Origin of the sequence: Mesorhizobium sp. M1B.F.Ca.ET.045.04.1.1 (genome assembly GCF_003952465.1) — a bacterium.
Classification (GTDB): Bacteria; Pseudomonadota; Alphaproteobacteria; order Rhizobiales; family Rhizobiaceae; genus Mesorhizobium; species Mesorhizobium shonense.
Genome location: NZ_CP034448.1, coordinates 2,241,117 through 2,264,337 on the forward strand (window position 1 = coordinate 2,241,117; position 23,221 = coordinate 2,264,337).

Below are 23,221 nucleotides of genomic sequence, written 5' to 3' on the forward strand. Positions count from 1 at the left end.
AATCCCTATTGCCTATTTGAGCGCCTCGTAGACCGCGATGCCGGCGGCGAGGTCCTCGAGCGCGGCGCCGACCGACTTGAACAGCGTGATCTCGCCGTCGCCCTGCCGGCCCTGTTTCTCCCCGCGCGTCAGCTCATGCAGGTCGGCGACGATGGCTTCCGGCTTCAGCACGCCGGAAGCCAGTGGCTGGACGATGTCGCCGGCCTCCTTGGTGGCGCCGGCCCGGGTGTCGACATAGACGCGCGCGCGGACGATTGCATCGTCGTCGCTCTCGCGCATCTCCGGTGTGAAGCCGCCGACCAGATCGACATGGGTGCCCGGCTTCAGCAGCGCGCCCTTGATCAGCGGCGTGGTCGAGATCGTCGCCGAAGAGACGATGTCGGCCTCGCCAAGCTCCGCTTCGAGATCGCCGGCAACATTCGCCGGAAGGCCTTCGGCGCGGAGCGCTGCCGCCACCTTTTCGGCATTGGCCGGCGTGCGGTTCCAGATGCGGACGGATTTGATCGGCCGCATCGCCGAATGCGCCCTGGCGAGGAAAGGCGACAGCGCGCCGGCGCCGATCACCAAAAGCCGCGAGGCATCCTTGCGGGCGAGATAGGAGGCGGCGAGCGCCGAAGCGCAGGCCGTGCGCCACTGCGTCAGCCGCTGGCCGTCGATCAGCGCCTCAGGCTCGCCCGTCGTGCCGTCGAGCAGCAGATAGAGGCCCATCACCGCCGGCTTGCCGATGGCGTTGTTGTCCGGCGACACGGTGACGATCTTGACGCCGATATGGCCACCGGCCGAGCTGCCGGCGGCGTTGAAGTCGGTCCAGGCCGGCATCAACAGCAGTGTCGAGGCGGCTCCATCCGGGCGTTCGACGGCGTGGTGATGACGCACCGGCTGCACCGCACCGTCGCGGAAGGCCGTGCGCAGCGTCTCGACCAGCCCTGGAAAGGTGAGCGCCTGATCGACCTCCGCGGCCGAGATGGTAAGCATCGAAGACTCCGTAGAATTAGAGCGCCGCTAGAGTTTTGCTTTCACGCAATTCCCAGGCGGAAAACCGCTTTTCCTGGAATTGCTTCAGTTCGAGGGTTTCGGCAGCGCTGGTCCCTTAGGCGCCGCCGGCGCGCGGCTCACCGCCTGGCGCAGGTTCTCGGCCTCGATGCCGCGCTGGCGCGCGAGCTTGCGGTAGCGGCCCTGCTTCACCCAGGTCGCCAAGCTGCCGACGATCATGCCGATGGCTAAAGCCAGGAACAGGAAGATGAAAAGCGGCAAATTCAGCGTCAGCGCCGGATTGCCCGGATGGAACGGGTCGAGCGTGAAGGCGACCGGTCCGCGGTTGGCGACGGCAAGCGCGATCAAGATGACGGCCAGCGGCACGAGGACCACGACGAGCATGAAGCGATTGAACATCAGATCTCCATGGAGAGGCGGCTCAAAGCGCGTCGCGATCTTTCGAGTTCGCCCTGCGCGCTTAGGTTTTTGATTTTACGCATGTCTTTGCCCCGAAACCGGTTCCCACTTTCGGGAGACATGCTTTAAGCGCCGAGACGTCGTTTCGATCCGCCGGCACGGGCCTATTTGCCGCCGTTCAGCCTTTCGCGCAACTCCTTGCCGGTCTTGAAGAACGGCACCCACTTCTCCTCGACCTCGACGGACTCGCCGGTGCGCGGGTTGCGGCCGGTGCGGGCAGGGCGGTTTTTCACCGAAAAGGCGCCGAAACCGCGCAACTCGACCCTGTTGCCTTCGGCAAGCGCATCGGTGATCTCGTCAAAGATTGCGCCGACGATGTTTTCGACGTCGCGCAGGAAAAGGTGCGGGTTGCGCGCGGCAATGATTTGCACAAGTTCGGATTTGATCATGAGAACGTTCCCCGTAAACCACTGCAGTCACTTATCAGGATGATTTTATTGCTTTATTTGGTTCTTCCTAACGGTTGTCAAGGGTGCCAGACCGAAACGAGACCGTCAAGGAACAAGCGGTCGGCGCCAAGCTCGTGAATGACGTCGCCGCCGGCGTCGGGCAGGCCGAGCGCGTTGGCGACGGCTTTGGTCATGCTCCTCGTAAAGAAGAAGCCGCGCCCCTCCGTGCTTTTCCATTCGACGACCTTGAGCTTGCTGTCGATGCCCTTGGTCGCCAGCCAGTCGATCGCCTCGGTCTCGCCGCCGACGGCATCGACCAGGTGATTGCCGAGCGCCTGGCGGCCGGTGAAGATCGAACCGTCGGCCAGAGCGAGCGCCTGCTCATGCGATATCTTGCGCCGTTCGGCGACAATGCCGACGAACCAGTCATAGCTGTCGAGGATGAGCTTGCGCACCATTGCGCGCTCGTCGTCGTTGGTCGGCTTGAAGGGCGAAGGCGAGGCCTTGAGCGGCGAGGATTTCACTTCCTCGAGCTTGATGCCGAGCTTGTCCATCAGGGCGCTGACGTCGGGATACTGGATCAGCACGCCGATCGAGCCGACGATCGAGGTCTTGCGGGCAACGATGTGGTCGGCCGCACTCGCGATCATATAGCCGGCGGACGCCGCCAGCGTGCCGACCTCGGCCACCACCGGCTTGTCGCCGGCGAGCTTGCGCACTTCCTCATAGATCGACTCGCCGCCGACCGTGGTGCCTCCGGGCGAATCGATCGACAGGATGACGCCCTTCACCGTCGCGGACTTGCGGATCGTCTCCAGCCTTTTGATCAGCTCCTCGTCCTCGGTGATGGTGCCCTCGATCTTGACCTTGGCGATGTGGTCGACCGCCTGGCCGGTGAAATCCTCACCGTAGATCCATGCCGAAAATGCGATCAGCGCCGCCGCCAGAACCACAAACGCGGCGACGCGCCAGAACGTCAGCTTGCGGCGCAAGCGGCGGCGGTCGATCAGGTCGTCGGCTCTCATTGCCATCGTCAGCCTCACAGTCGGTGGGAAAGGACGCTTTTAAAGCAAGCCTCCGCGCGCGGCTACCGTTTCATGAGTACACCGGGGCTGCTGATCGAATGCTGGAGATGACCTCACGAAAAATTAACGCAGGCGGCCCCTATCTGCTATGAAGGGCTGGCAGTTCAGCCGAATTCGTCCTAGTCGTGCGGTAGTAGCCGTCACATTTTTGCAGTTTTCCTCCGCTTGTGCTTGCTTGCGGGGACCGGCATACCACCTATAGGCGGTGTTTGGCGGGCAAGGGCTCATTAGAAAACAGTCATGTTGGCGCGATCTGACGAAACGAGCGATGCCGAAATGGTGTCGGCTGCCGCTGGCGAAAGCGGCACGCGGGGCGACGCGTTCGACCGTGCGCAGCGGCATTCGCGCCGCGTGCGCGTGCTGAAGTTCGCCGTGCCGCTGCTGGCGGCTGCAATTGCGATCGCCTTTCCAATCTATTCCTATCTCGCCGCGCCGGTGTCGATCTCGGTGCAGGCCGAGGGCACAGCCTTTTCGGACGGCAAGCTGGTGATGGCCAATCCCAAGCTCAACGGCTTCACCAAGCAGAAACTGCCTTATTCGCTGACGGCGACCAGGGCGACGCAGGATGTCGGCAAGCAAGGCATCATCGACCTCGAAGGCATCAATGCCAAATTGCCCGTCGCCAGCGACAACGTCGTGTCGGTCAACGCCGCGCACGGCATCTACAACCGAGACGCCAACACGATGGACCTCACCAGCGATGTCTCGGTGACCACCAGCGACGGCATGGAAGCCAAGTTCAAATCGGTCTTCCTAGACATGGGCAAAGGCTCTATGAAGACGGACAATCCGGTCGATGTCAGCCGCGCCGGGTCGCGCATCACCGCCGACTCGATGTCGGTGGAAGAGAACGGCAAGGTGGTGGTCTTCGAGAACCGGGTGCGCGTCAACATCGATGCGGCCAGTCTGAAGGCGGCAGAGGCAAAGAGCGGAGAACAGAATGCGTCGCAGTAATTCGGCAAGGCTTGCAGCGGCGGCCTCTTTCTTGCTGTTGCTGGGGGCGGCGCCCGCGCTTGCCCAGTCGAGCGGCACCAGCCAGATGTCCGGCCTGAAATTGTCGGGCGACCAGCCGATCCAGATCGAAAGCGACAAGCTGGAGGTCCGGCAGGCCGACAGCGCGGCGATTTTCAGCGGCAACGTCACCGTCAACCAGGGGCCGACGCTGCTCAAGGCCGGCAAGATGACGGTCTTTTACGTCAAGGATGCCAACGCCCCCAAGGGCGCGGCGGCCGGCGCGTCGGCGATGACGGGTGCGGCCAATATCGACCACCTCGTGGTCGAGAACAAAGTCTACATCAAGTCGAACGACCAGATCGCCACCGGCGACAAGGGCACCTTCGACATGAAGACGCAGGTGCTCGTTCTTTCCGGCAATGAAGTGGTGCTCTCGCAGGGCGACAATGTGCTCAAGGGCTGCAAGCTCACCGTGCAGATGAAGAGCGGCCTTGCCAATGTCGACGGCTGTGGCAGCAGCGGCCGCGTCATCATGTCGATAACGCCCCAGAAGCAGGGAACGGCCCAGCAGGGAGCGTCGAGCAACTAATGGCCGGCGTATCGTCGCTGCTGGCCCGCCTTCCGGGGCGGGCGGCCGCAAAACCGGCTGCCCCGGCAACGGTCGGCGTCGACAAGGCGAAGTTCAAGGGCACCCTGATCGCCAAGGGCCTGACCAAGAGCTACAAGGGCCGCAAGGTGGTGAGCGGCGTGACGCTCGGCGTGCGCGCCGGCGAGGCGGTCGGGCTGCTTGGCCCGAACGGCGCCGGCAAGACCACCTGCTTCTATATGGTCACCGGCCTTGTCCCGGTGGACGAAGGCACGATCGAGATCGACGGCTTCGACGTCACCTCGATGCCGATGTACCGGCGGGCCCGCCTCGGCATCGGCTACCTGCCGCAGGAAGCGTCGATCTTCCGCGGCTTGAGCGTCGAGCAGAACATCCGCGCGGTGTTGGAGGTGGTGGAAAAGAGCCGCAAGGAGCGCGAGCGCACCCTCGACGAGCTGCTCGAGGAATTCCACATCAGCCATCTGCGCAAGGCGCCGTCGCTGTCGCTGTCGGGCGGCGAGAGACGCCGTCTCGAGATCGCGCGGGCGCTGGCGACGCGGCCGGCCTATATGCTGCTCGACGAGCCCTTCGCCGGTATCGACCCGATCGCGGTCGCCGACATCCAGCAGCTCGTTCGCCATCTGACCGCGCGCGGCATCGGCGTGCTGATCACCGACCACAATGTGCGCGAGACGCTGGGCCTGATCGACCGCGCCTATATCATCCATGCCGGCCAGGTGCTGACGCATGGCCGGGCCGACGAAATCGTCGCCAACGCCGATGTGCGGCGTCTCTATCTCGGCGAGGGATTTACGCTCTAGGTGTAAAATTCTCCAATCCGGCAGGATTTTCGTCTGTTTTTCGAGATTCCCGCCAGTTCCGCCCGCGAATAACGCTCCGGTAAGCCGTCGCTGCTAGCGTTTGCCTTGACAAGCAAAAGCCGGGCCAGTTTCTATGCCCGACTGAAAAACGGCAGTTCGATGCGTAGACGAGGCGTTTGAATCCAACCATGGCGCTGGCGGCCAAACTGCAGCTCAGACAGTCCCAGTCGCTGGTGATGACGCCCCAGCTGATGCAGTCGATCCGGCTGCTGCAGCTCACCCATGTCGAGCTCGAACGCTTCATCGACGAGGAGATCGAGCGCAATCCGCTTTTGGAGCGGGCCGAGCCACAGGAGGATGCGAGCGGCGACCAGCCGCAGAAGAGCGAGACCGCGGCGGAACCCGCCAGCGGGGATGATTGGTTCGAGACCGAAACGGAATGGAGCGCCGAGGCGATCTCGGAAAAGCTTGATTCGTCGCTGGAGAACCTGTTCCCCGACGACCCCGGAACGAGCGAGAGGCTGGGACCGGACCTCACGGCGCAGTGGAAGTCGGCGTCCGGAGGCAGCGCCGGCGGTGCTTCGTCCGAGGGTTTCGATGTCGGCGAGATGGCGGCGACCGTAGTGACGCTGCGCGAGCATGTCGGCGAGCAGATCGCGCTGGCCTTCCCGAACCCTGCCGAACGCCTCATTGCAGGCGAACTCGCCGATGGGCTCGACGAGGCCGGCTATCTGCGCTCCGACCTGGACGAGGTTGCCGCGCGGCTTGGTGCGGACAAGGCGGCCGTGGCACGCGTGCTCGCGGTCTGCCAGGCCTTCGAGCCGGCCGGCCTGTTTGCGCGCGATCTCGCCGAATGCCTGTCCTTGCAGCTTGCCATGCGCGACCGGCTCGACCCGGCGATGAAAAGCTTGGTCGCCAACCTCGAACTTCTGGCGCGGCGCGATTTCCAGACACTGAAGCGCATCTGCGGCGTCGACGAGGAAGACCTTCTCGACATGCTGGCCGAAATCCGGGCGCTCGATCCGCGGCCCGGTATGGCATTTTCGGGCGGCGCCAGCGACGCGATCATCGCCGATGTCGAGGTGCGCGCCGCCGCCGACGGCAGTTGGGCGGTGGAGCTCAATTCCGACACGCTGCCACGCGTTTTGGTCGACAACGTGTATTTTGCCCGTGTTTCCAGCCACGCCAAGGACCAGGCGGAAAAGGACTTTCTCGCCGAATGCCTGCAGAACGCCAACTGGCTGACGCGCAGCCTCGACCAGCGGGCGAAGACCATCCTCAAGGTGGCCTCGGAAATCGTGCGCCAGCAGGACGCGTTCCTCGTCCATGGCGTACGGCACCTGAAACCGCTCAACCTGCGCACAGTGGCCGACGCGATCGGCATGCATGAATCGACGGTCAGCCGCGTCACCGCCAACAAATACATGCTGACGCCGCGCGGCGTGTTCGAGCTGCGCTATTTCTTCACCGCTTCGATCGCCTCTGCGGAAGGCGGCGAGGCGCATTCCTCGGAAGCCGTGCGCGACCGCATCAAGCAGCTGATCGACGAGGAAAAGCCCGCCGACGTGCTTTCCGACGACGCCATCGTCGACATGCTGAGGGAAAGCGGCGTCGACATCGCCCGCCGCACCGTCGCCAAGTACCGGGAAGGCATGAACATCCCTTCATCGGTGCAGCGCCGCCGCGAGAAGCGGGCGCTCGCCAACGCCGGACGCTAAGGTCGGTTGATATTCAGCCGGCCTGCCCTAGTTGGTGTGGGCTTAAGGAGCGCGCGGATTTCCACAGTTTTCGAGCTTCATTGACAAGCTGCAATGAAGTGTCTAGAAGCCCGCCCGCATGAGCCGGGCCGTGATGCCCGCTCGCGAATGGGTCCGTCAAAGCGAAGGCCTCGGACGGCCAAGAAGGCGACTTGTGATCAACCGGAAAGTTCGGGTCTAAAATAGGCGCGCATGCCGCTGCAAAGCTTGTGCGCGCGCACCACGGGTATAAACTCGGGACAGTTTGAAGCCTGAGCAAGGAAGGTCAGTTTTCAGATGAATCTGCGCATTTCGGGAAAACACATGGACATCGGCGATGCGTTCCGTACGCGCATCAACGATCGTGTCAACGAAGCGATCGAAAAGTATTTCGATCGAGGTTTTTCAGGACATGTAACGGTCATCAAGGCAGGGTCGCGCTTCTCGGCCGATTGCATGATCCGACTCGATTCCGGCGCCTCGCTGCAGGCGACCGGCGACGCCCAGGATCCCACACTTGCCTTCGAGGCGGCCGCCGATCGCCTCGAAACGCGGCTGCGGCGCTACAAGCGCCGGCTGAAGTCGCACACTTCCAACAATGGCAATGGCGAGTCCTCCGACATCGCCTACACCGTGATGGAGCCGCTCGCCGACGATGACGAGGAAATCCCGGAAAACTTCGCTCCGGCCATCGTTGCCGAATCGACCATGACGCTTCGCACCATGTCGGTGGCATCGGCTGTCATCGAGCTCGACACCAAGGACAGCCCGGTCTTCGTCTTCCGCAACGCCGGAAACGACCATCTCAACATCGTCTACCGCCGGCCGGATGGGAACATCGGCTGGATCGATCCATCGACGACCAAAGTCGCGCAGGGATAAGAAAGCCAGCCGTGCGAGGGGGACGACTGGCGCGGCAAGGCGAGCAAGGGATTTTTCAAGCATGGATCTCAGCGATCTCATCAGCGTCTCGGCTATCATGCCGGCGTTGAAGGCGAATTCCAAAAAGCAGCTTCTGCAATTGCTGTCGGAGAGGGCGGCAGCGATTTCAGGGATTCCGGAGCGGGAAGTGTTCGACACGATCCTGCAGCGCGAGCGGCTGGGCTCCACCGGCGTCGGCAACGGCATCGCCATTCCGCATGGCAAGCTCGCGGGCGTGAAGCGGATCGCGGGCGTGTTCGCCCGGCTGGAGACGCCGGTCGATTTCGAGGCGCTCGACGACCAGCCGGTCGATCTGGTGTTCCTGCTGCTTGCGCCCGAAGGCGCCGGCGCCGACCATCTCAAGGCGCTGTCGCGCATCGCGCGCGTGCTGCGCGATGCCGATACGGTGGCCAAGATCAGGGGGACGCGCGACGCGGTGGCGATCCACGCGCTGTTGTCGGATACGCAGGCCTCGCACGCGGCCTGAAGCTTCTCGCGCGAAACGTAGTTTTTTGGGATAAAACCTTCAGGGACCGCCGGGAGCGGCCCTTTCCAGTTCAGACGACGTGCAGGATCAGTGGATGGCGACCGTGGTGAGATCGTTCTCCAGCGCACCCGCCAGCGCCCGGTCTCGGGCATCGGAAAGCAGGATCGGCTGGCCGTTGGCGGCAAACAGCGCCCACAGCTCCAGGCCGGGCGCGATCTCGTCGAGGCCGGGGAAGCGGCCGCGCAGATCGTCGCTCGATACTTTCCTCAGGTAAGCGACCGAACCTTCGCCGAGATGGGCGAACTCGCCGCTGGTCATGGTCAGGGTTTCGTCAGTTCTGGTCATTTTCAAGCCTCCTTGGCGCGAGGACGCCGCTTCCGGCCGTCCCGCATTAGAGCCATCGGCAAAGATCAGTCTTTCACCGATATGTTTATTTTCCGTACCAGCCGTTCGGCCTCCGGACGGTCGAGATCGATCGACAAAAGACCGTTCTTCAGCTCAGCGCCGACGACCCGCATGCCGTCGGCCAGCACGAAGCAGCGCTGGAACTGGCGCGCGGCGATGCCGCGGTGGAGGAACTCGCGCTCGGTGTCGTCGGTCTGACGGCCGCGCACGATCAGTTGGTTCTCCTCCGTGGTGACATCGAGGTCGCTCTCGGCGAAACCCGCCACGGCAAGCGTGATGCGCAGCCTCTCGGCATTGCCGTCGGCGGCGCTCAGGCGCTCGATGTTATACGGAGGATAGCTGTCGCCCGACTTCGCCAGACGTTCGAGCGTCTTTTCCATGGCGTCGAAACCCAGCAGAAGCGGGCTGGAGAAGGGCGTCATTCGGCTCATGTTACACTGTCCTCTCAAGAGCGACATAAACTGGAAAAACCCGGATGGCATTTTTCCCGATGGTCTTGATATGGTCCGCCGCGCGATCAAGTTCAAGCCATCAAAACCCCGCCCAAAAAGACTCCCCAAAAAGGAATTGAAATGCCCCAGTCACGAAAGATCATCATCGACACGGACCCCGGCCAGGACGATGCCGTCGCCATATTGCTGGCGCTCGGCAGCTCCGAACTGGAGGTCGTCGGCATCACCGCCGTTGCCGGCAACGTGCCGCTGAAACTCACCGAAAAGAACGCCCGCAAGATCTGCGAGCTTGCCGGCCGGCCCGACATCAAGGTCTATGCGGGCGCCATCCGGCCGCTGGCGCGCGAGCTCGTCACCGCCGAGGAAGTGCATGGCAAGACCGGCCTCAACGGGCCGCAACTGCCGGAACCGACGATGCCGTTGCAGGAAAAGTACGCGGTCGACTTCATCGTCGAGACTTTGATGAACGAGCCAAGCGGCACGATCACCCTCTGCCCGCTCGGGCCGCTCACCAACATCGCCCTGGCGCTGATCCGCGAGCCGCGGATCGCGCCGCGCATCAAGGAAATCGTGCTGATGGGGGGCGGTTTCTTCGAGGGCGGCAACGTCACGCCCGCCGCCGAATTCAACATCTATGTCGACCCGCAGGCGGCCGACGTGGTGTTCAAATCCGGCATTCCGATCGTGATGATGCCGCTCGACGTAACCCACAAGGCGCTGACCACCGCCAGGCGCACCAAGGCCTTTCGCGAGCTCGGCACCAGGGTCGGCACCGCAACCGCCGAGATGCTGGAATTCTTCGAGCGCTTCGACGAGGAGAAATACGGCACCGACGGCGGGCCGCTGCACGATCCGTGCGTGATCGCCTATCTCATCAAGCCGGAATTGTTCAAGGGCCGCCGCTGCAACGTCAGCGTCGAGACGACCTCCGAGCTCGCCATGGGCATGACGGTCATCGACTGGTGGGGCGTCAGCAGGCGCGAGAAGAACGCCATGGTGATGCGCGACATCGACCATGACGCTTTCTTCGCGCTGCTGGTCGAGAGGCTGGGGCGGCTGTAACGCCTCTTCCTTCCCCCGCAAGGGGGAAGGGGAGGAGGCGCTCACTTCGCCTTCGAGAACGCCAGCCAGAGCCCGCCGCCGACCAGGAAGCTGCCGCTGACGCGGGAGAGCAGCTTGACGCGGCTGGCCGATAGGACGCGACCGGCGCGGCCGGCGGCAAGGGCGTAGGTCGAGTCCGACATGGCGGCGAAGACCATCGCGGTCAGGCCCATGACCAAGATCTGCAGCGTGTAATTGCCCTGCGGGGCGATGAACTGCGGGAAGAAGGCGCCGAAGAAGACAAGCGTCTTCGGATTGGAGATGGCCACCAAGAACCCCTGCAGGAAGAAGCCGCCACGCGGCTTTCTGGCTGAGCCGTCGGGGTTCAGCGTGCCTTTGGCACGAAACATCTGCACGCCCATCCAGATCAGATAGGCGGCGCCGATCAGCCGCACCCATTCGAACCAGTGGCCCATGCCGGCGATCAGCGTGTTGAGGCCGATGCCGACGATGGCGATCATGATGGCGAGGCCCGCCTGGGTGCCGGCGACATTGGCAAGCCCGGCGCGCGAGCCGTGGCGCATGCTGTTGGCGATGATCAGCGTGACGGTTGGCCCCGGCACCAGCATGATGACGATGCAGGCGACGACATAGGCGGCGTAAAGCTCCAGCGACATGATCTTCCCTCGGCTCTTCTGCGGCTCGTGCGGCAGCCGGCCGCCAGAATGCACGTGCCGGGGAAGCAAGCCAACGAAAATAGCGCGTCGGAGGACTATCGGCTGATTTTGCGGCGCTTCACAAATTCGGCCGGTGATATCTTTGTGCAATACCGGTGACCCCCAGGATGTTAGATTTCCGGCCATGCAGTGCACGGAGACGGTCATGAACGCGCTGAGCCAGGACGAGAGTGCGAGCTATTTCACCGCGCCGGTGGGCGGTATCGAGTGCCTCTCCGCCACCTTCAAGCGCCACCGCTATCAGCCGCATGCGCACGATACCTTCGTTGTCGGCACGTTGTGGCACGGCACAGGCACCATCTTCATTCGCGGGCGCAACCATGCGGTGCGCGCCGGCGATCTCACGCTCTACAATCCTTTCGAGGTGCATGACGGCGCGCCGGCCAATGACGGTTTCAGCTACCGCGTCAGCTATCCGTCGGCTGCCCTGCTGCGCGAGATCGCCTCGGAAAACACCTCGTTCGACCGGACCGGAACGCCGACATTCCGCGAGCCGATCGTGCATGACCCGCGCGGTGCTGCCCTGTTTTTCGCAGCGCATCGCCTGTGGGAGGAGAAATGCTCGCCTATGGAGGCCGAGGAGAAGCTGCTCGCCGCCTATGTCTACTGCCTGTCGGTGCATGCCGGGGTGCGTTTCCCGCTCGCCGGCAGCGAGCGCGGGCCGGTTGCCCGCATTGTCGAGCTTCTCTCGGAGCGCTTCGCCGAGCGGCTGACGCTGGACGATCTGGCGGCCGAGGCGCGGCTGTCGCGGCAGCGGCTGATCCGCGCCTTCCACCGCAGGACCGGGATGTCGCCGCACGCCTTCCTGATCAACCGGCGTGTCGACGCGGCCAAGGCGATGCTGCGCAGCGGCCTCGATCCGCTGTCGGCGGCGATGGCCACAGGCTTCAGCGACCAGGCGCATCTGACCCGTATCTTCAAGGCGCGCGTCGGCGTGCCTCCCGGGGCCTATCGCGCGGCCTTCGCCGCCTGACCTGATCCAGCCAATCCCTGCAACGAACGCGGCGCTTCAGGCCGCAACGATGGAGCATGCCATGAACAAGCGCATCCCCGAACCTTTCCGCATCAAGATGGTCGAGCCGATCCGCATGACCGACCGCGCCTTTCGCGAGGCGGCGCTTATCGAGGCGGGGCTCAATCCCTTCCTGCTCAGGAGCGAGGACGTCTACATCGACCTTCTGACCGACAGCGGTACCGGCGCGATGAGCGACCGGCAGTGGGCGGGGCTGCTGCTCGGCGACGAAGCCTATGCCGGCAGCCGCAACTTCTACCGCCTTGCCGAAACGGTCGAACGGCTGTTCGGCTATCCCTATATGATCCCAACCCATCAGGGGCGAGGCGCGGAACAGATCGTCTTCCCTGAATTGGTCAAGCGTCGCGGCTCGAAGGCGCCGGTCTTCATCTCCAACTACCATTTCGACACGACCAAGGCGCATGTCGAGCTCGCCGGGGCCAAGGCCGTGAACGTGCTCACCAAGGCCGCCAACGACACCGCGCACTATGACGACTGGAAGGGCAATTTCGATCTTGCCGCGCTGGCGGCGGCGATCGAAACGCATGGCGCGGCGAATGTCGCAGGCATCGTCGCGACGGTGACCTGCAACAGCGCCGGGGGACAGCCGGTGTCGATGGCCAATCTGAGAGCCGCGTCCGAAATGGCGCGCAACCACGGCATCCCGGTGATGATCGACGCCACGCGTTTTGCAGAAAATGCGTGGTTCATCCAGCAGCGCGAGGAGGGTTATGCCGACCGCTCGATCCGCGACATCGTTCGCGAGATGATGTGCTATGGCGACCTGCTCACGCTCTCGGCCAAGAAGGACGGGTTGGTCAATATCGGCGGCTTCTGCGCCTTCCGCCGGGACGCCGACCTGTTCCGGGCGGTGCAGGTGCGTTGCGTGCCGATGGAAGGCTTCATCACCTATGGCGGACTTGCCGGCCGCGACATGGAGGCGATCGCCATTGGCCTCGAGGAGGCGGTCGAGACCGATTATCTCGCATACCGCGTCGGCCAGGTCGCCTATCTCGGCGAAAGGCTGCGGCAGGCGGGCGTGCCGATCCAGTACCCGACCGGTGGGCACGCCGTATTCGTCGACGGCGCCGCGATGCTGTCCCATATTCCCGCCGACAGTTTCCCTGCACATGCGCTGGCCTGCGAACTTTATCTGGAAGCGGGCGTGCGTGCCGTGGAGATCGGTTCGCTGATGCTGGGCCGCGATCCCGCGACGGGAAAGCAGGAAAAATCGCCGCTCGAACTCCTGCGTCTCACCATCCCGCGCCGGGTCTACACCAACGACCATATGGACTACATCGCCGATGCGCTGATCGCGGTCGCGAAGCGGGCAAAGACGATCCGCGGCCTTGACTTCGTCTATGAGCCGCCGATCCTGCGCCACTTCACGGCGCGGTTTTGCTGGGCCGGGAAAGCGGCGACGACACTGCAAGCGGCGGAGATGGCGAAAGCATGAGCCCTTCGGTCAAGCGGTTCCTGGAAGAACGCGGCGCGCGCTTCCAGGTCGAGACGCATGCGCCGCTCATCTCCTTCGAGGAAGCCAAGACCATCCTGTCGCTGGACCCGGCGAAAATGGTCAAGGGCCTGACCTTCGCGCGGCCGGGCGGCTTCGCGATCGTCGCGCTGAGAGCGGCCGACCGGGCAGATTACAAGAAGATCGCCGACGCGCTCGGGCTGCGCAGGGCCGATCTGTGGCTTGCTGACGCCCAGAGCGTGCGCAGGGACCTCGACATGGAGCAGGGCGGCATCGTGCCGCTGCCCATCGGCAGCGCCCGCGTGCTTATCGATCGCGCCGTGCTCGGGCTCGATCAGATCGTCTGCGGAACAGGCCGCAACACGGCGACACTGATCATCGACCGCGACGTGTGGCTGGACATCGCCGACGGCGAGCTCGGCGATTTCGCCACACCGGCTCCGGTTGCGATGTGACAGGTGGAGCAGTCCAATATGGCCGTGCCGAACTGCTCCAGCTATTTGGCTTGATGCAATTCCGGACGGGAAATCGCTACACTTCTCGGGAATTGCTTCAGCTCGCGCCCGCCGGCCAGGGCAGCGTCGCCTCATAGGCGGCGCCAGCCTTGAGCACGGCGAGGTCGCCGCGCGCGCGGCCGATCAGTTGCATGCCCATCGGCCGACCCTTGCCGTCGAAGCCGACCGGCACGTTGAGCGCCGGGCAGGCGCCCAGCGTGGCAAAGGCGGAGACCTGCATCCAGCGGTGATAGCTGTCCATGGCGCGCCCGGCGATCTCGCGCGGCCAGTGGGTGGCGACGTCGAAGGGGAAAACCTGCGCCGTCGGCAGGACGATGAGATCGAAGCGCTCGAACAGCGACAGCAGCGTGCGGTGCCATAAAGAGCGCCGGACCGTGGCGGCGTGGATTTGCGGCGCGGTGAGGCGTATCGCCTGTTCGACTTCCCAGACGGCTTCCGGCTTCAGCAGCTTGCGTTTTTCCGGATCGTCATAGTGCGCCTTCAGCCCGCAGCCGCTGCTTGCCTGGCGCAGCGTCACGAAGGCCTGCCACAACGCTTCGAAGTCGACGTCCGGCACCAGCGCCTCGGTTGCGAAGGATGCATCGGAGAAGCGGGCCAGCGCGCTTTCGCAAAGCTCGAGGATCCCGGGCTCCGTCGGTAGCTGGCCGCCGAGATCGCCGAGCCAGGCGATGCGGCCGCCGACCGCTTTCGTGCGCAGCCCTTCCAGGAAAGAGCCCTGCTTGTCATGTGACAACGGAGCCCGTGGATGGTGTCCGGCCTGCTCGTCGAGCAGCAGCGCGATGTCGCGCACGTTGCGGCCCATCGGCCCTTCGACGCCCATCTGGGCGTGGAAGACATCGATGTCGGGGCCGGCCGGCACCAGCCCCTGCGACGGGCGAAAGCCATAGACGTTGTTGTAAGCTGCGGGGTTGCGCAGCGAGCCGCCGAAGTCGCTGCCGTCGGCGACCGGCAGCATGTCGAGCGCCAGCGCCACCGCCGCGCCGCCGCTCGAGCCGCCGGCGGTGAGGACCGGATCGAAGGCGTTGAGCGTCGGTCCGAAGACCGGGTTGTAGGTGTTGGAGCCCAGCCCGAATTCCGGAACATTGGTCTTGCCGATGATGATGGCGCCGGCTTTGCGGAGGCGTTCGACGAAGAAGTCGTCTTCCTGGGGCACGAAATCGGCGAAGATCGGCGAGCCGAAAGTGGTCCTCAAGCCCTTGGTCAAAGCAAGGTCCTTGATGGCGATCGGCAGGCCGAATAGCGATCCAGCCTCGCCACCTCGCGCCAGATGGGCGTCGGCCCGGTCGGCCTCGGCGAGGATGTCGGATGGGTCGCGCAGCGACACGATGGCGTTGACCAGCGGGTTCACCGCTTCGATACGGTCGAGGAAAGCGTTGACGACCTCGCGCACCGAGAGCTGTCGCTGCCTGATCTTGTCTGCGAGTTCCAGGGCGGACAGGCGGCAGATGTCGCCGGCCGGCGACACGGCATGTTTCGTCGAGGGGCGCATCGCCGTCACCGTGCGGCCAGGGCCGCGTCGACGTCCTTCGCCAGCGGGATCGCCGGCTGGGCGCCCGGCTTCAGGCAGGCGAGCGAGCCTGCCGCCGCGGCGCGCGTGAGCGCCTGTTCAAGCGAGAGGCCGTACGCCATGCCGGCGCCAAAATAGCCGCAAAAGGTGTCGCCGGCGCCGACCGTGTCGACCGGGGTGATCTTCAGCGCCGGAACGGTGAGGACATGGTCGGCAGTGGCGGCCAGCACGCCGTCGCCGCCGAGCGTGACGACGATGGCGCGGCCGGTCTTTCGGGCATAGTCGCGCATCCGGGCCTGCCGGTCGCGGCCCGACAGCGCCAGCGCTTCGCCATAGAGGTCGAATTCGGTTTCGTTGGCGACGGCAAAGTCCGCCTTGCCGAGGAAGCCGGCCGCTTCGGCGCGGAAAGGCGCGGTGTTGAGGATGCTGACGGCACCTGCCGCACGCGCGGCGTCGAGCGTGGCATCGACAGTTTGCAGCGGGATCTCATGCTGCAGAAGCACGACATCGCCTTTCTTCAGATGGGCCTTGGCGACATCGCCGGGCAGCACTGAATCATTGGCGCCCGGCACCACCGCGATAACGTTTTCGCCGTCGGCGCCGACCAGGATCAGCGCCGTGCCGGTGGAGGCGAAGCTTTCGCCGACGCCGGAAAGATCGACATTGCCGGCTTTCAGCAGCGCCAACGCCTCGGCGGCAAAGCTATCCTTGCCGACGGCGCCCACCATGCGCACCTCGGCGCCGGCGCGGGCGGCGGCCAGCGCCTGGTTGGCGCCCTTACCGCCGGGAGCGGTGGCGAAGCCGGAGCCGCGGACCGTCTCGCCGGGCTCCGGCAAGCGGTCGACATTGGCGATCAGGTCGAGGTTGATCGAGCCGACGATGATGATCAAGAAACGCCTCCTGCCGGAACGGTCCAGCCTTCGGTCGAAGGCCGGTGTGCTCCAAGCCCTTGCTTTTACGCGATTGATTGCGCGGGAGGCTAGCCGCAAAGATCGCCGGTTGCCAGATCATGCCGGTTGCGCGTGTGGCTTGGCCCACAGCTTCATTCGCAGCGCACTGTGACCATGCCCTGATAATTGCCCGCCGGGAAGATGCCGGCAGATTTCGTCGCCGTGAGGTCGACCTGGATGGTGTGGGTGCCGTTGGTGACGCGCTGCGGCGAGCTGCCCGGTATGTCCGCCCCCGAGCCGTCGAGGCGGAAGACGGTGTCAAAAGTGACGTTGGCGTCGCCGCCGCTCGGCGCCGAGGTGAAGGCGATCGGCGCGGGCGCCGAGACGGAATAGCAGTCGAGCAGGTTGAGGATCGTGCAGAGCAGCGAGCTCGCGGTGATGGTGGCGGTTGCGCTCGATCCGCCCGCCTGCCTGGAACCGAATATGTTGATCGCCGGGTTCGCCTTCATCGCTCCTGAGCTGCCGATCACGATCGTGCAGGTGCCGACGATTGCGGCTTGCGCTGGGAGGCCGAAACCGCCGAGCGCGGCTGCGGCAAGCAGCGCGTGGCTAGTTCTTCTTCTTTTTCCTGCCACCGTCGGTTCCGCCTCTGATGCTCCAGCCTTCGTTGGCCCATGCCGGTGGCGTGCCCGAGGGAGCCGTGGCGGCCACGCTCCCGGTAATCTGGCCGTCCGGAGCCAGTCCCATCTTCAGGAGCCGCAACTCCATTTGCAGGCGCTCGACCTCGAGCTCGTAGAGGCGGCTGCAGTCCAGGCGCTTGGGCGTCCGCCCGATCGGGATCACCACGCGGCCGTAGGTGGCGACGTCGCTGTTCGACTGGCTGCTGCTGTTGCCCCGTATGACGCCGACATCCAGATAGGCGCCGCTGCCTGAAACGGCCGAGCGGCAGGTCGTGCCGTCGCTGGCATGCACCTCATCCTGGCCTTGGGGCAAGGTGACGCCGGGCAAGGTGAAGCCCGTCTGGTTCTGGTTCAGGTTCAGGATATCCTCGGCGAACCCCCGACTGACGACCGCCAAGGCAGGCAGCAACGAGAGGGTCAGAACCTGCGATGCCCGAAGAACTTTCCGCATATCTGCGCCCTTATCTGCGTCTGCTCGCCTGGAAAGGGGATACTCTCGGTACAGATACGCACCTTACGCTCGGTCGCGCCGTCGAACGGCACGACCACGAGAACCGGACGCGATGCCTGGCCGGCAAGCAGGAAGGCCCTCGGCGTGATCTGGGCGTCGACGGGCTGAAAATCCTGGTCGTAGACATGGACCTCGACCCGGATTCGCTGATCATACGGATTGCCGGGAAAGACCCGGACGGCGAAGGCATCGGTGAAGGATCTCACTTCGCCGCGCATGGGCGTCATCGACTGTGCCGTCGCCGCAAGGGGAGCAAGGCTTGCTGCCAGCGCTGCCGCGAAGAAGATCCGAACCTTTGTCAACGACCGCTCCATTGGCGAGAGAACTATTCGCAGCGCACCGTCACCGTCGCCTGGTAGCCGCCGGCCGAGAAGCGGTTGGTGCCGCTCTTGGTGCCCGTAAGATTGATCGCGGCGGTCGACGTGCCGGGCACGGTGAGCGCTGTCGCGGTGCCTGTTTCGACAATGGTCTGCGCGCCGGTTGTAGCGAAGGTCGGTGTCCAGGTGGTGGCTGTGACGTCGCTCGTCGGCGCGGTGGTCGTGGTCACCGGGTCGACGCTCAGCGAAACGCCGCCCGTAGTGTCGACCTGGACGCTGCCGGCCGAGCCGCCCGCATTGTGGGAGCTCAGCGATTGCAGGTTGCTGCTCACGGTCATGGTGCCGTTCGAGTTGACGGTCAGCGTGCAGGTGGCGGTGATGGTGCCGTTGAACAGCACATTCCCGGTGGCGGCCGATGCCGTCTGGCCGGCGCAAGCGGCCAGCAGGCTCGCGGCCATTGCGACGCGCAGGAACTTCATCGAGACCCCTCTTTCGAGCCGAATGGCCGGCTCAGCATAGGGGCATCATCCATTCATCATGGTTAATTTAGCGTTAACTAAAATAAGAACACCAAGCAACTTATAATACAACCGGCGAAACCAGAGGTTGCTGCCGGTTGTATTTTTCAGATATTTGGATGGAATTGTTTCAGTTATACTTGTTTATACTTTGATGCGCGCTTTTTCGCAACTGTGCGGAAAAGTCGAGCTTTCAGGAAGCCACTTGCCCCGCTTCCCAGCCGAGGATGGCGCGCTTGCGCGTCAAGCCCCAGTGATAGCCGGTCAGCGCTCCGGACTTGCCCAGCGCACGGTGGCAAGGAACCACGAAGGACATCGGATTGGCACCGACCGCCGCACCGACAGCCCGGCTTGCGTTCGGCGCGCCGATGCTTGCCGCGATCGAGGAATAGGTGCAGGCCTTGCCCATCGGGATGCGCAGCAGCGCCTCCCAGACACGCAGCTGGAAATCGGTGCCGATCATCACCACGCGCAGCGGCTGGTCGGCGCGCCACAGCGTCGGATCGAAGACGCGCGCGGCATAAGGCTGGGTGGCCGACATATCCTCGACATAGGAAGCGTTCGGCCAGCGGCCGGACATATCGGCGAAGGCAGCCCGCTCGCCGCCGGCATCGCAGAAGGCCAAGCCGGCCAGACCGCGGTCGGTCACCATGATGAGCGCGATGCCGAAAGGCGAGATGTGGTAGCCGTAGCGGATGGTGAGGCCGGCGCCGCGGGTCTTGTAGTCGCCGGGCGACATCGCCTCGTGGGTGACGAAGAGGTCGTGCAGCCGGCCGGGGCCCGACATGCCGAGCTCGAATGAGGTTTCGAGCAGCGGCATGCCGGAATCGAGCAGCCTGCGCGCGTGGTCGAGGGTTACCGCCTGCAGGAAAGCTTTCGGCGACAGGCCGGCCCAACGGGTAAAGAGCTTCTGCAGGCCGGTCGGCGTCTCGCCGACTGCTTCGGCCAGAACCTCCAGCGAAGGCTGGTCGCGATAGTCGAGGCTGATCTTTTCGATGGCGCGGCGAACCACTTCGTAGTCGCTGCCCTCGGGAGTGATGTCGTTCTGCAGGATCGCGGACGGTTTCATCAGGGTATTCATGGTCATCTGGGCGTTCATGGCAATATCTCCCATGGCAATATCTCTTTGACCGCGAATATCGGTCTTCCGGCGCTTTGCCACCACCCGAAACTTGCCTTCCCGCCGCCCATATCGGTTCCAACCAGAGGGACAATCATGGCCGGCGAAAAGTTAGTGTGACCGGGGCGAGGGAGACCTCAGCGCGCCTTGGCGGTCGCCAGCGCGCGCGAAAAGGCGGTGGCGAAGCTTTCGCGGTCGTCAGGATTGAGGAAGCTGCCGATCGAGACGCTCCTGCCTTGTGCTTCCACCGCCATTTTGGTGATGCCGATCTCGGCATGGCGGGCGATCGAAAACCGCGTCCAGAACGGGTTGAAGCGATGATCCTCGAAACGGCCCGACGGCGCCGTTTTGCGGATGTCGAGGCTGGTGCGCGAGACCGAGATCTCCTCGCGGGCGCGCGCGGCGCGATAGTTGACGCGGAAGGCGATGTAGACACCGACCACGTCGAGCCCGCAGAAGCCGAAGACCGGCCATGCGCCATGCGCCAGGAAGATCGCGCCGGTGACCGCCCAGCCGAACATCAGCGCGCCCATCAGGATGAGAAAGCCGGTGCGGCCGAGGGAACGATGCGGCGTCAGCAAAGCCTCGAAAAACGGCTTGTCGGCTTCGAACGAGGCGTTTGTGTCGCTCATGAGGGAATATTATAGGAGGGGAATGACGCTTCCCAAGTCCAAAAATTCCTTGCCCGTCAAAAAGCAGTCTGCCTCCGCCTCAGGCGGCGGCGCGAAAGCAAAGGCGCCGTCCCGGAAGCGCGGGCCGCGCTCGCTCTATACTGCCGCCGAGCTGCATGAGATTTTCCGGCGCTTTTCCGTGCAGCGGCCGGAGCCGAAGGGCGAGCTCGACTATATCAACGCTTTCACATTGCTGATCGCGGTGGTGCTGTCGGCGCAGGCAACCGATGCCGGCGTCAACAAGGCGACGAAAGCGCTATTTTCGGCGGCCGACACGCCGCAGAAGATGCTGGCGCTCGGCGAGGCCAAGGTCGGCGACTATATCCGCACCATCGGGCTGTGGCGCAACAAGGCCAAGAACGTGATCGCGCTCTCGAAGGCGCTGATCGACGACTATGCCGGCAAGGTGCCGGAGGATCGCGACGAATTGGTCAAGCTGCCGGGCGTCGGGCGCAAGACCGCCAATGTCGTGCTCAACGTCGCCTTCGGCCAGCACACGATGGCGGTCGACACGCATATCTTCCGCATCGGCAACCGGATCGGGCTGGCGCCCGGCAAGACGCCGGAGCAGGTCGAGCAGGGGTTCTTGAAAGTTATCCCGGCCGAATATATGCGCCACGCGCATCATTGGCTGATCCTGCACGGCCGCTATGTCTGCAAGGCGCGCAAGCCGGACTGCCCGATCTGCGTGATCGCCGACATCTGCAAATCCAAGGAAAAGACCACCGACGTGCCGGCGCCGCTGGTGCCGATCGCGCCCTTGAAGGAGGCGTTTCCCGCCGAGGTTTAGAGTTTATGTTTTTCGCAGTTCCGGACGGAGGGCTGCGGCGAAATCGCCGAGCCTAACCGCTGCATGGTTTTCCTGGGATTGCTCAGTAGCCGTAGCCGCGCGCCATCGCCGCGGCGAAGACAGGGATGAGCAGGAAGATGAAGCCCTCGGCGCGGACATAGTTCTTCACCGAGGCGAGTTCGGCCGCCGGCACCGAGAAAGAAGGATTGCCGCCCGCCTGCCTGCTCCAGGAGAGGAAGCGAACGGTCGGGACGATCGACAGCAGGCCGACGACGACGAAGGCCACCATCTTTGCCCAGAACACCCAGTTGTAGACATAGAATTCCCAGCCTTTCAGCCCGAAGAACACCCGGCAGATGCCGATGATGACGATCAGCGCGGCGATGATGCCGTAGTGGCGGTCGATGCCGGCAAGACGCTTGAGCGCCGCCGCCCCCAAGTCGCCGCGCACCAGCACGAACTCGGCGCCGATGATGCCGGCCAGCGAGAACACCAGAAGGTGATGGGCGATCGCCAGCAGAAGGTCGGTGGTGTCCATGGGTCTTCCTTTGGTCGAAGAGCGCGAGTGTTGAATCAGTTTTCAGAAGTTGCAGAGTAGCATCGCGGAACAAAAATCCCATATGCGCAAGCTAGCCATGTGCAGCGTTGACGCCAACTACCGGCAGTCTATTGCTTGGATCATGAGCCGATTGACGCGTGCCCTCAATCCGATGCCTGACGACGTGCGGACCGCCCTGGCGGGGCGCGGATTGACTGCCGCCTATGACGCGCGGCCGGACTATCAGAAGAACGACTATCTCGGCTGGATCGCGCGCGCTAAACGCCCCGACACGAGGCAGAAGCGGCTTGACCAGATGCTCGACGAACTGGCGCGCGGCGGCGTCTATATGAACATGGCCTGGCACGGCTGAAGCCAGCCCTCCGGCGTTTGCCGGCCTTTGTTGCCTCTGGAAGATGCCTCGGGCCATCCTGGCCCTTGTTCGAACGCACTGGTTTGCTAAGCGCTGCCGCCTCACTAGAGCGTTTCAGCGTTTCACGGAAACGCCGAACCGCTCTATCTCTTTGTTTTTTATGCAATTCCGGACGGAAAACCGTTACACACTTTTCCTGGAATTGCTCCTAGAGGTAAATGCCATGAGCATTGCAAGGGAAGCCGGCGTGCCGATCCTTGAGACGCCGCGAACCGTTCTGCGGCCGCATCGGCTCGGTGATTTCGAGAACTATGTCGCGATGTGGGCAGACCCCGGGGTCACCCGTTTCATCGGCGGCAAGCCGCGCACCCGCGAGGAAAGCTGGATGCGCTTCCTGCGTCATGCCGGGCTATGGTCGCTGCTTGGCTATGGGTTCTGGGCGATCGAGGACAAGGCCACAGGCCGGTTCATCGGCGAGGCGGGGTTTCATGATCTGAAGCGCGAGATCGAGCCGTCGATCGAAGGCGTGCCGGAGGCTGGCTGGGCGCTGGCTTCGGTCGCGCATGGCCAGGGGCTGGCGAGCGAAGTCGTCGGGCGCATCGTCGCTTGGGGGGATGCGGTGTTCGGGCGGGCCAGGACCGTCTGCATCATAGATCCCGACAATGGCGCTTCGCTCAAGGTGGCGAAAAAGAACGGCTATCGCGAGATCCTGCGCACCACCTATCACGACACGCCGACGATTCTTTTGGAGCGGCAGGCTGGAGGCAATCCCGGTTGATCAGCGTTTGGCTTTGAATTTGTTCAGGGCCACTGCGGCACGAACGAGAGCCTTGAACGCCTCCTCGTCGATGTCTTCACCCTCGCGAAAATCGATGGCGCGCCGCGTGTTGCCCTCGAGGCTGGAGTTGAATAGGCCTGCGGGGTCCGGCAGCGCCGCGCCCTTGGCGAAGGTCAATTTGACGACGGCCTTGTAGGTCTCACCGGTGCAGATCATTCCGGCATCCTCCCAGACCGGCACGCCGCGCCACTTCCATTCCTCGGTGACATCAGGATCAGCCTGCTTGATCAGGGCGCGCAGCCGGCCAAGCATCTCGCCTCGCCAATCGCCCAGTTCCGCGATGCGTCCATCGATCAGCTCGGAAGGAGATTTGCTTTCCTGCACGCCGCTTTTCTCCATATCTGTTCTCCTCCGATGCTGGACAAATGGATCGCCATGGCGCCTCTTCAGGCGAACCGTGC

The 23,221-nt window shown here is 64.0% G+C and carries 30 protein-coding genes; 13 read left to right on the plus strand and 17 right to left on the minus strand.

Features of this window, described 5'->3' with window-relative positions; translation table 11 throughout:
* Nucleotides 1–12: 12 nt before the first annotated feature.
* From EJ071_RS10960 to sppA, 4 genes are all read right to left on the minus strand, one after another.
* Nucleotides 13–975, minus strand: a complete 963-nt coding sequence (locus EJ071_RS10960; protein ID WP_126097880.1) for an ornithine cyclodeaminase family protein — start codon at nucleotides 973–975, stop codon at nucleotides 13–15.
* Nucleotides 976–1,059: 84 nt separating this feature from the next.
* Nucleotides 1,060–1,392 (minus strand): LapA family protein, encoded by a 333-nt coding sequence (locus EJ071_RS10965; RefSeq protein ID WP_126097881.1) that lies wholly within the window; start codon nucleotides 1,390–1,392, stop codon nucleotides 1,060–1,062.
* Nucleotides 1,393–1,556: 164 nt separating this feature from the next.
* Nucleotides 1,557–1,841, minus strand: coding sequence for an integration host factor subunit beta (locus EJ071_RS10970; RefSeq protein ID WP_027165368.1), 285 nt, complete (start codon nucleotides 1,839–1,841; stop codon nucleotides 1,557–1,559).
* A gap of 77 nt (nucleotides 1,842–1,918) precedes the next feature.
* Nucleotides 1,919–2,872, minus strand: coding sequence for a signal peptide peptidase SppA (sppA, locus tag EJ071_RS10975; protein WP_126097882.1), 954 nt, complete (start codon nucleotides 2,870–2,872; stop codon nucleotides 1,919–1,921).
* A gap of 294 nt (nucleotides 2,873–3,166) precedes the next feature.
* Between sppA and lptC the strand changes: the two genes are divergently transcribed.
* The 6 genes from lptC (at nucleotide 3,167) to ptsN (ending at nucleotide 8,431) form a co-directional block, all read left to right on the plus strand.
* The gene (gene lptC, locus EJ071_RS10980) at nucleotides 3,167–3,880 is read left to right on the plus strand and encodes an LPS export ABC transporter periplasmic protein LptC (RefSeq protein WP_126097883.1); all 714 of its coding nucleotides are present in this window, start codon (nucleotides 3,167–3,169) and stop codon (nucleotides 3,878–3,880) included.
* Nucleotides 3,867–4,469 carry an LptA/OstA family protein gene (locus EJ071_RS10985; RefSeq protein ID WP_126097884.1) on the plus strand — a complete coding sequence of 201 codons (603 nt, stop codon included), beginning with the start codon at nucleotides 3,867–3,869 and terminating at the stop codon, nucleotides 4,467–4,469. The genes lptC and EJ071_RS10985 overlap by 14 nt, the downstream gene beginning before the upstream one ends.
* Nucleotides 4,469–5,287: an LPS export ABC transporter ATP-binding protein gene (lptB, locus tag EJ071_RS10990; protein ID WP_126097885.1), complete on the plus strand. Its 819-nt coding sequence runs from the start codon at nucleotides 4,469–4,471 to the stop codon at nucleotides 5,285–5,287. Before EJ071_RS10985 ends, lptB begins: the two co-directional genes overlap by 1 nt.
* A gap of 188 nt (nucleotides 5,288–5,475) precedes the next feature.
* A complete protein-coding gene (gene rpoN / locus EJ071_RS10995) occupies nucleotides 5,476–7,005 on the plus strand; it encodes an RNA polymerase factor sigma-54 (RefSeq protein ID WP_126097886.1) in 1,530 nt (509 codons plus the stop codon).
* Between the two features lie 315 nt (nucleotides 7,006–7,320).
* A complete protein-coding gene (gene raiA / locus EJ071_RS11000) occupies nucleotides 7,321–7,905 on the plus strand; it encodes a ribosome-associated translation inhibitor RaiA (RefSeq protein ID WP_126097887.1) in 585 nt (194 codons plus the stop codon).
* A gap of 61 nt (nucleotides 7,906–7,966) precedes the next feature.
* Nucleotides 7,967–8,431 carry a PTS IIA-like nitrogen regulatory protein PtsN gene (gene ptsN, locus EJ071_RS11005; protein WP_027165361.1) on the plus strand — a complete coding sequence of 155 codons (465 nt, stop codon included), beginning with the start codon at nucleotides 7,967–7,969 and terminating at the stop codon, nucleotides 8,429–8,431.
* An 87-nt stretch (nucleotides 8,432–8,518) separates the two neighbouring features.
* On the opposite strand, the gene EJ071_RS11010 is transcribed toward ptsN, so the two are convergent.
* Entirely contained in the window at nucleotides 8,519–8,776 is a 258-nt protein-coding gene (locus tag EJ071_RS11010; RefSeq protein WP_126097888.1) for a DUF1150 family protein, read from the minus strand.
* A gap of 65 nt (nucleotides 8,777–8,841) precedes the next feature.
* Complete coding sequence (locus tag EJ071_RS11015) at nucleotides 8,842–9,267, minus strand: Hsp20 family protein (protein ID WP_126097889.1); 426 nt, start codon at nucleotides 9,265–9,267, stop codon at nucleotides 8,842–8,844.
* Between the two features lie 141 nt (nucleotides 9,268–9,408).
* Here EJ071_RS11015 and EJ071_RS11020 point away from each other — a divergent pair, with 141 nt between their 5' ends.
* The gene (locus tag EJ071_RS11020) at nucleotides 9,409–10,350 is read left to right on the plus strand and encodes a nucleoside hydrolase (RefSeq protein ID WP_126097890.1); all 942 of its coding nucleotides are present in this window, start codon (nucleotides 9,409–9,411) and stop codon (nucleotides 10,348–10,350) included.
* 41 nt (nucleotides 10,351–10,391) lie between these two features.
* Here EJ071_RS11020 and EJ071_RS11025 read toward each other — a convergent pair whose 3' ends face one another.
* Nucleotides 10,392–11,006 (minus strand): LysE family translocator, encoded by a 615-nt coding sequence (locus EJ071_RS11025; protein WP_126097891.1) that lies wholly within the window; start codon nucleotides 11,004–11,006, stop codon nucleotides 10,392–10,394.
* Between the two features lie 205 nt (nucleotides 11,007–11,211).
* Here EJ071_RS11025 and EJ071_RS11030 point away from each other — a divergent pair, with 205 nt between their 5' ends.
* From EJ071_RS11030 to EJ071_RS11040, 3 genes are all read left to right on the plus strand, one after another.
* The gene (locus EJ071_RS11030; RefSeq protein WP_189521441.1) at nucleotides 11,212–12,039 is read left to right on the plus strand and encodes an AraC family transcriptional regulator; all 828 of its coding nucleotides are present in this window, start codon (nucleotides 11,212–11,214) and stop codon (nucleotides 12,037–12,039) included.
* Nucleotides 12,040–12,100: 61 nt separating this feature from the next.
* Entirely contained in the window at nucleotides 12,101–13,534 is a 1,434-nt protein-coding gene (locus tag EJ071_RS11035) for a tryptophanase (RefSeq protein ID WP_126097893.1), read from the plus strand.
* Nucleotides 13,531–14,007, plus strand: coding sequence for a YbaK/EbsC family protein (locus EJ071_RS11040; protein ID WP_126097894.1), 477 nt, complete (start codon nucleotides 13,531–13,533; stop codon nucleotides 14,005–14,007). The genes EJ071_RS11035 and EJ071_RS11040 overlap by 4 nt, the downstream gene beginning before the upstream one ends.
* 97 nt (nucleotides 14,008–14,104) lie before the next feature.
* Here the strand turns inward: EJ071_RS11040 and EJ071_RS11045 are convergent, their stop codons facing one another.
* The 8 genes from EJ071_RS11045 to EJ071_RS11080 form a co-directional block, all read right to left on the minus strand.
* Nucleotides 14,105–15,556, minus strand: coding sequence for an amidase (locus tag EJ071_RS11045; RefSeq protein WP_126097895.1), 1,452 nt, complete (start codon nucleotides 15,554–15,556; stop codon nucleotides 14,105–14,107).
* A gap of 5 nt (nucleotides 15,557–15,561) precedes the next feature.
* The gene (locus EJ071_RS11050) at nucleotides 15,562–16,464 is read right to left on the minus strand and encodes a ribokinase (protein ID WP_126097896.1); all 903 of its coding nucleotides are present in this window, start codon (nucleotides 16,462–16,464) and stop codon (nucleotides 15,562–15,564) included.
* A 152-nt stretch (nucleotides 16,465–16,616) separates the two neighbouring features.
* Nucleotides 16,617–17,099: a hypothetical protein gene (locus EJ071_RS11055; RefSeq protein WP_126097897.1), complete on the minus strand. Its 483-nt coding sequence runs from the start codon at nucleotides 17,097–17,099 to the stop codon at nucleotides 16,617–16,619.
* Entirely contained in the window at nucleotides 17,074–17,595 is a 522-nt protein-coding gene (locus EJ071_RS11060; protein ID WP_126097898.1) for a hypothetical protein, read from the minus strand. Before EJ071_RS11060 ends, EJ071_RS11055 begins: the two co-directional genes overlap by 26 nt.
* Nucleotides 17,562–17,957: a hypothetical protein gene (locus EJ071_RS11065; RefSeq protein ID WP_126097899.1), complete on the minus strand. Its 396-nt coding sequence runs from the start codon at nucleotides 17,955–17,957 to the stop codon at nucleotides 17,562–17,564. Before EJ071_RS11065 ends, EJ071_RS11060 begins: the two co-directional genes overlap by 34 nt.
* Nucleotides 17,958–17,980: 23 nt before the next feature.
* Nucleotides 17,981–18,451, minus strand: coding sequence for a hypothetical protein (locus EJ071_RS11070; protein ID WP_126097900.1), 471 nt, complete (start codon nucleotides 18,449–18,451; stop codon nucleotides 17,981–17,983).
* 232 nt (nucleotides 18,452–18,683) lie between these two features.
* The gene (locus EJ071_RS11075; protein ID WP_189521442.1) at nucleotides 18,684–19,589 is read right to left on the minus strand and encodes a methylated-DNA--[protein]-cysteine S-methyltransferase; all 906 of its coding nucleotides are present in this window, start codon (nucleotides 19,587–19,589) and stop codon (nucleotides 18,684–18,686) included.
* 158 nt (nucleotides 19,590–19,747) lie between these two features.
* Nucleotides 19,748–20,242: a DUF2244 domain-containing protein gene (locus EJ071_RS11080; RefSeq protein ID WP_126097901.1), complete on the minus strand. Its 495-nt coding sequence runs from the start codon at nucleotides 20,240–20,242 to the stop codon at nucleotides 19,748–19,750.
* A gap of 22 nt (nucleotides 20,243–20,264) precedes the next feature.
* Between EJ071_RS11080 and nth the strand changes: the two genes are divergently transcribed.
* Nucleotides 20,265–21,071: an endonuclease III gene (nth, locus tag EJ071_RS11085; protein ID WP_126097902.1), complete on the plus strand. Its 807-nt coding sequence runs from the start codon at nucleotides 20,265–20,267 to the stop codon at nucleotides 21,069–21,071.
* An 82-nt stretch (nucleotides 21,072–21,153) separates the two neighbouring features.
* Here the strand turns inward: nth and EJ071_RS11090 are convergent, their stop codons facing one another.
* On the minus strand, nucleotides 21,154–21,609 hold the full coding sequence (locus tag EJ071_RS11090; RefSeq protein ID WP_126097903.1) for a DUF2214 family protein: 456 nt from the start codon (nucleotides 21,607–21,609) through the stop codon (nucleotides 21,154–21,156).
* A gap of 97 nt (nucleotides 21,610–21,706) precedes the next feature.
* Here EJ071_RS11090 and EJ071_RS11095 point away from each other — a divergent pair, with 97 nt between their 5' ends.
* Both EJ071_RS11095 and EJ071_RS11100 read left to right on the plus strand, forming a co-directional pair.
* Nucleotides 21,707–21,982 (plus strand): YdeI/OmpD-associated family protein, encoded by a 276-nt coding sequence (locus EJ071_RS11095; protein WP_245460197.1) that lies wholly within the window; start codon nucleotides 21,707–21,709, stop codon nucleotides 21,980–21,982.
* Between the two features lie 223 nt (nucleotides 21,983–22,205).
* On the plus strand, nucleotides 22,206–22,760 hold the full coding sequence (locus EJ071_RS11100) for a GNAT family N-acetyltransferase (RefSeq protein WP_126097904.1): 555 nt from the start codon (nucleotides 22,206–22,208) through the stop codon (nucleotides 22,758–22,760).
* Here the strand turns inward: EJ071_RS11100 and EJ071_RS11105 are convergent, their stop codons facing one another.
* Nucleotides 22,761–23,159: a DUF1801 domain-containing protein gene (locus EJ071_RS11105; protein ID WP_126097905.1), complete on the minus strand. Its 399-nt coding sequence runs from the start codon at nucleotides 23,157–23,159 to the stop codon at nucleotides 22,761–22,763.
* Nucleotides 23,160–23,221 lie beyond the last annotated feature (62 nt).

Bases quoted from the DNA above. Each gene is read 5' to 3' on its own strand.
- EJ071_RS10960 (WP_126097880.1), bottom strand. From the start codon at position 975: ATGCTTACCATCTCGGCCGCGGAGGTCGATCAGGCGCTCACCTTTCCA.
- EJ071_RS10965 (WP_126097881.1), bottom strand. From the start codon at position 1,392: ATGTTCAATCGCTTCATGCTCGTCGTGGTCCTCGTGCCGCTGGCCGTC.
- EJ071_RS10970 (WP_027165368.1), bottom strand. From the start codon at position 1,841: ATGATCAAATCCGAACTTGTGCAAATCATTGCCGCGCGCAACCCGCAC.
- sppA (WP_126097882.1), bottom strand. From the start codon at position 2,872: ATGGCAATGAGAGCCGACGACCTGATCGACCGCCGCCGCTTGCGCCGC.
- lptC (WP_126097883.1), top strand. From the start codon at position 3,167: ATGTTGGCGCGATCTGACGAAACGAGCGATGCCGAAATGGTGTCGGCT.
- EJ071_RS10985 (WP_126097884.1), top strand. From the start codon at position 3,867: ATGCGTCGCAGTAATTCGGCAAGGCTTGCAGCGGCGGCCTCTTTCTTG.
- lptB (WP_126097885.1), top strand. From the start codon at position 4,469: ATGGCCGGCGTATCGTCGCTGCTGGCCCGCCTTCCGGGGCGGGCGGCC.
- rpoN (WP_126097886.1), top strand. From the start codon at position 5,476: ATGGCGCTGGCGGCCAAACTGCAGCTCAGACAGTCCCAGTCGCTGGTG.
- raiA (WP_126097887.1), top strand. From the start codon at position 7,321: ATGAATCTGCGCATTTCGGGAAAACACATGGACATCGGCGATGCGTTC.
- ptsN (WP_027165361.1), top strand. From the start codon at position 7,967: ATGGATCTCAGCGATCTCATCAGCGTCTCGGCTATCATGCCGGCGTTG.
- EJ071_RS11010 (WP_126097888.1), bottom strand. From the start codon at position 8,776: ATGACCAGAACTGACGAAACCCTGACCATGACCAGCGGCGAGTTCGCC.
- EJ071_RS11015 (WP_126097889.1), bottom strand. From the start codon at position 9,267: ATGAGCCGAATGACGCCCTTCTCCAGCCCGCTTCTGCTGGGTTTCGAC.
- EJ071_RS11020 (WP_126097890.1), top strand. From the start codon at position 9,409: ATGCCCCAGTCACGAAAGATCATCATCGACACGGACCCCGGCCAGGAC.
- EJ071_RS11025 (WP_126097891.1), bottom strand. From the start codon at position 11,006: ATGTCGCTGGAGCTTTACGCCGCCTATGTCGTCGCCTGCATCGTCATC.
- EJ071_RS11030 (WP_189521441.1), top strand. From the start codon at position 11,212: ATGAACGCGCTGAGCCAGGACGAGAGTGCGAGCTATTTCACCGCGCCG.
- EJ071_RS11035 (WP_126097893.1), top strand. From the start codon at position 12,101: ATGAACAAGCGCATCCCCGAACCTTTCCGCATCAAGATGGTCGAGCCG.
- EJ071_RS11040 (WP_126097894.1), top strand. From the start codon at position 13,531: ATGAGCCCTTCGGTCAAGCGGTTCCTGGAAGAACGCGGCGCGCGCTTC.
- EJ071_RS11045 (WP_126097895.1), bottom strand. From the start codon at position 15,556: ATGCGCCCCTCGACGAAACATGCCGTGTCGCCGGCCGGCGACATCTGC.
- EJ071_RS11060 (WP_126097898.1), bottom strand. From the start codon at position 17,595: ATGCGGAAAGTTCTTCGGGCATCGCAGGTTCTGACCCTCTCGTTGCTG.
- EJ071_RS11070 (WP_126097900.1), bottom strand. From the start codon at position 18,451: ATGAAGTTCCTGCGCGTCGCAATGGCCGCGAGCCTGCTGGCCGCTTGC.
- EJ071_RS11075 (WP_189521442.1), bottom strand. From the start codon at position 19,589: ATGAACGCCCAGATGACCATGAATACCCTGATGAAACCGTCCGCGATC.
- EJ071_RS11080 (WP_126097901.1), bottom strand. From the start codon at position 20,242: ATGAGCGACACAAACGCCTCGTTCGAAGCCGACAAGCCGTTTTTCGAG.
- nth (WP_126097902.1), top strand. From the start codon at position 20,265: ATGACGCTTCCCAAGTCCAAAAATTCCTTGCCCGTCAAAAAGCAGTCT.
- EJ071_RS11090 (WP_126097903.1), bottom strand. From the start codon at position 21,609: ATGGACACCACCGACCTTCTGCTGGCGATCGCCCATCACCTTCTGGTG.
- EJ071_RS11095 (WP_245460197.1), top strand. From the start codon at position 21,707: ATGTGCAGCGTTGACGCCAACTACCGGCAGTCTATTGCTTGGATCATG.
- EJ071_RS11100 (WP_126097904.1), top strand. From the start codon at position 22,206: ATGAGCATTGCAAGGGAAGCCGGCGTGCCGATCCTTGAGACGCCGCGA.
- EJ071_RS11105 (WP_126097905.1), bottom strand. From the start codon at position 23,159: ATGGAGAAAAGCGGCGTGCAGGAAAGCAAATCTCCTTCCGAGCTGATC.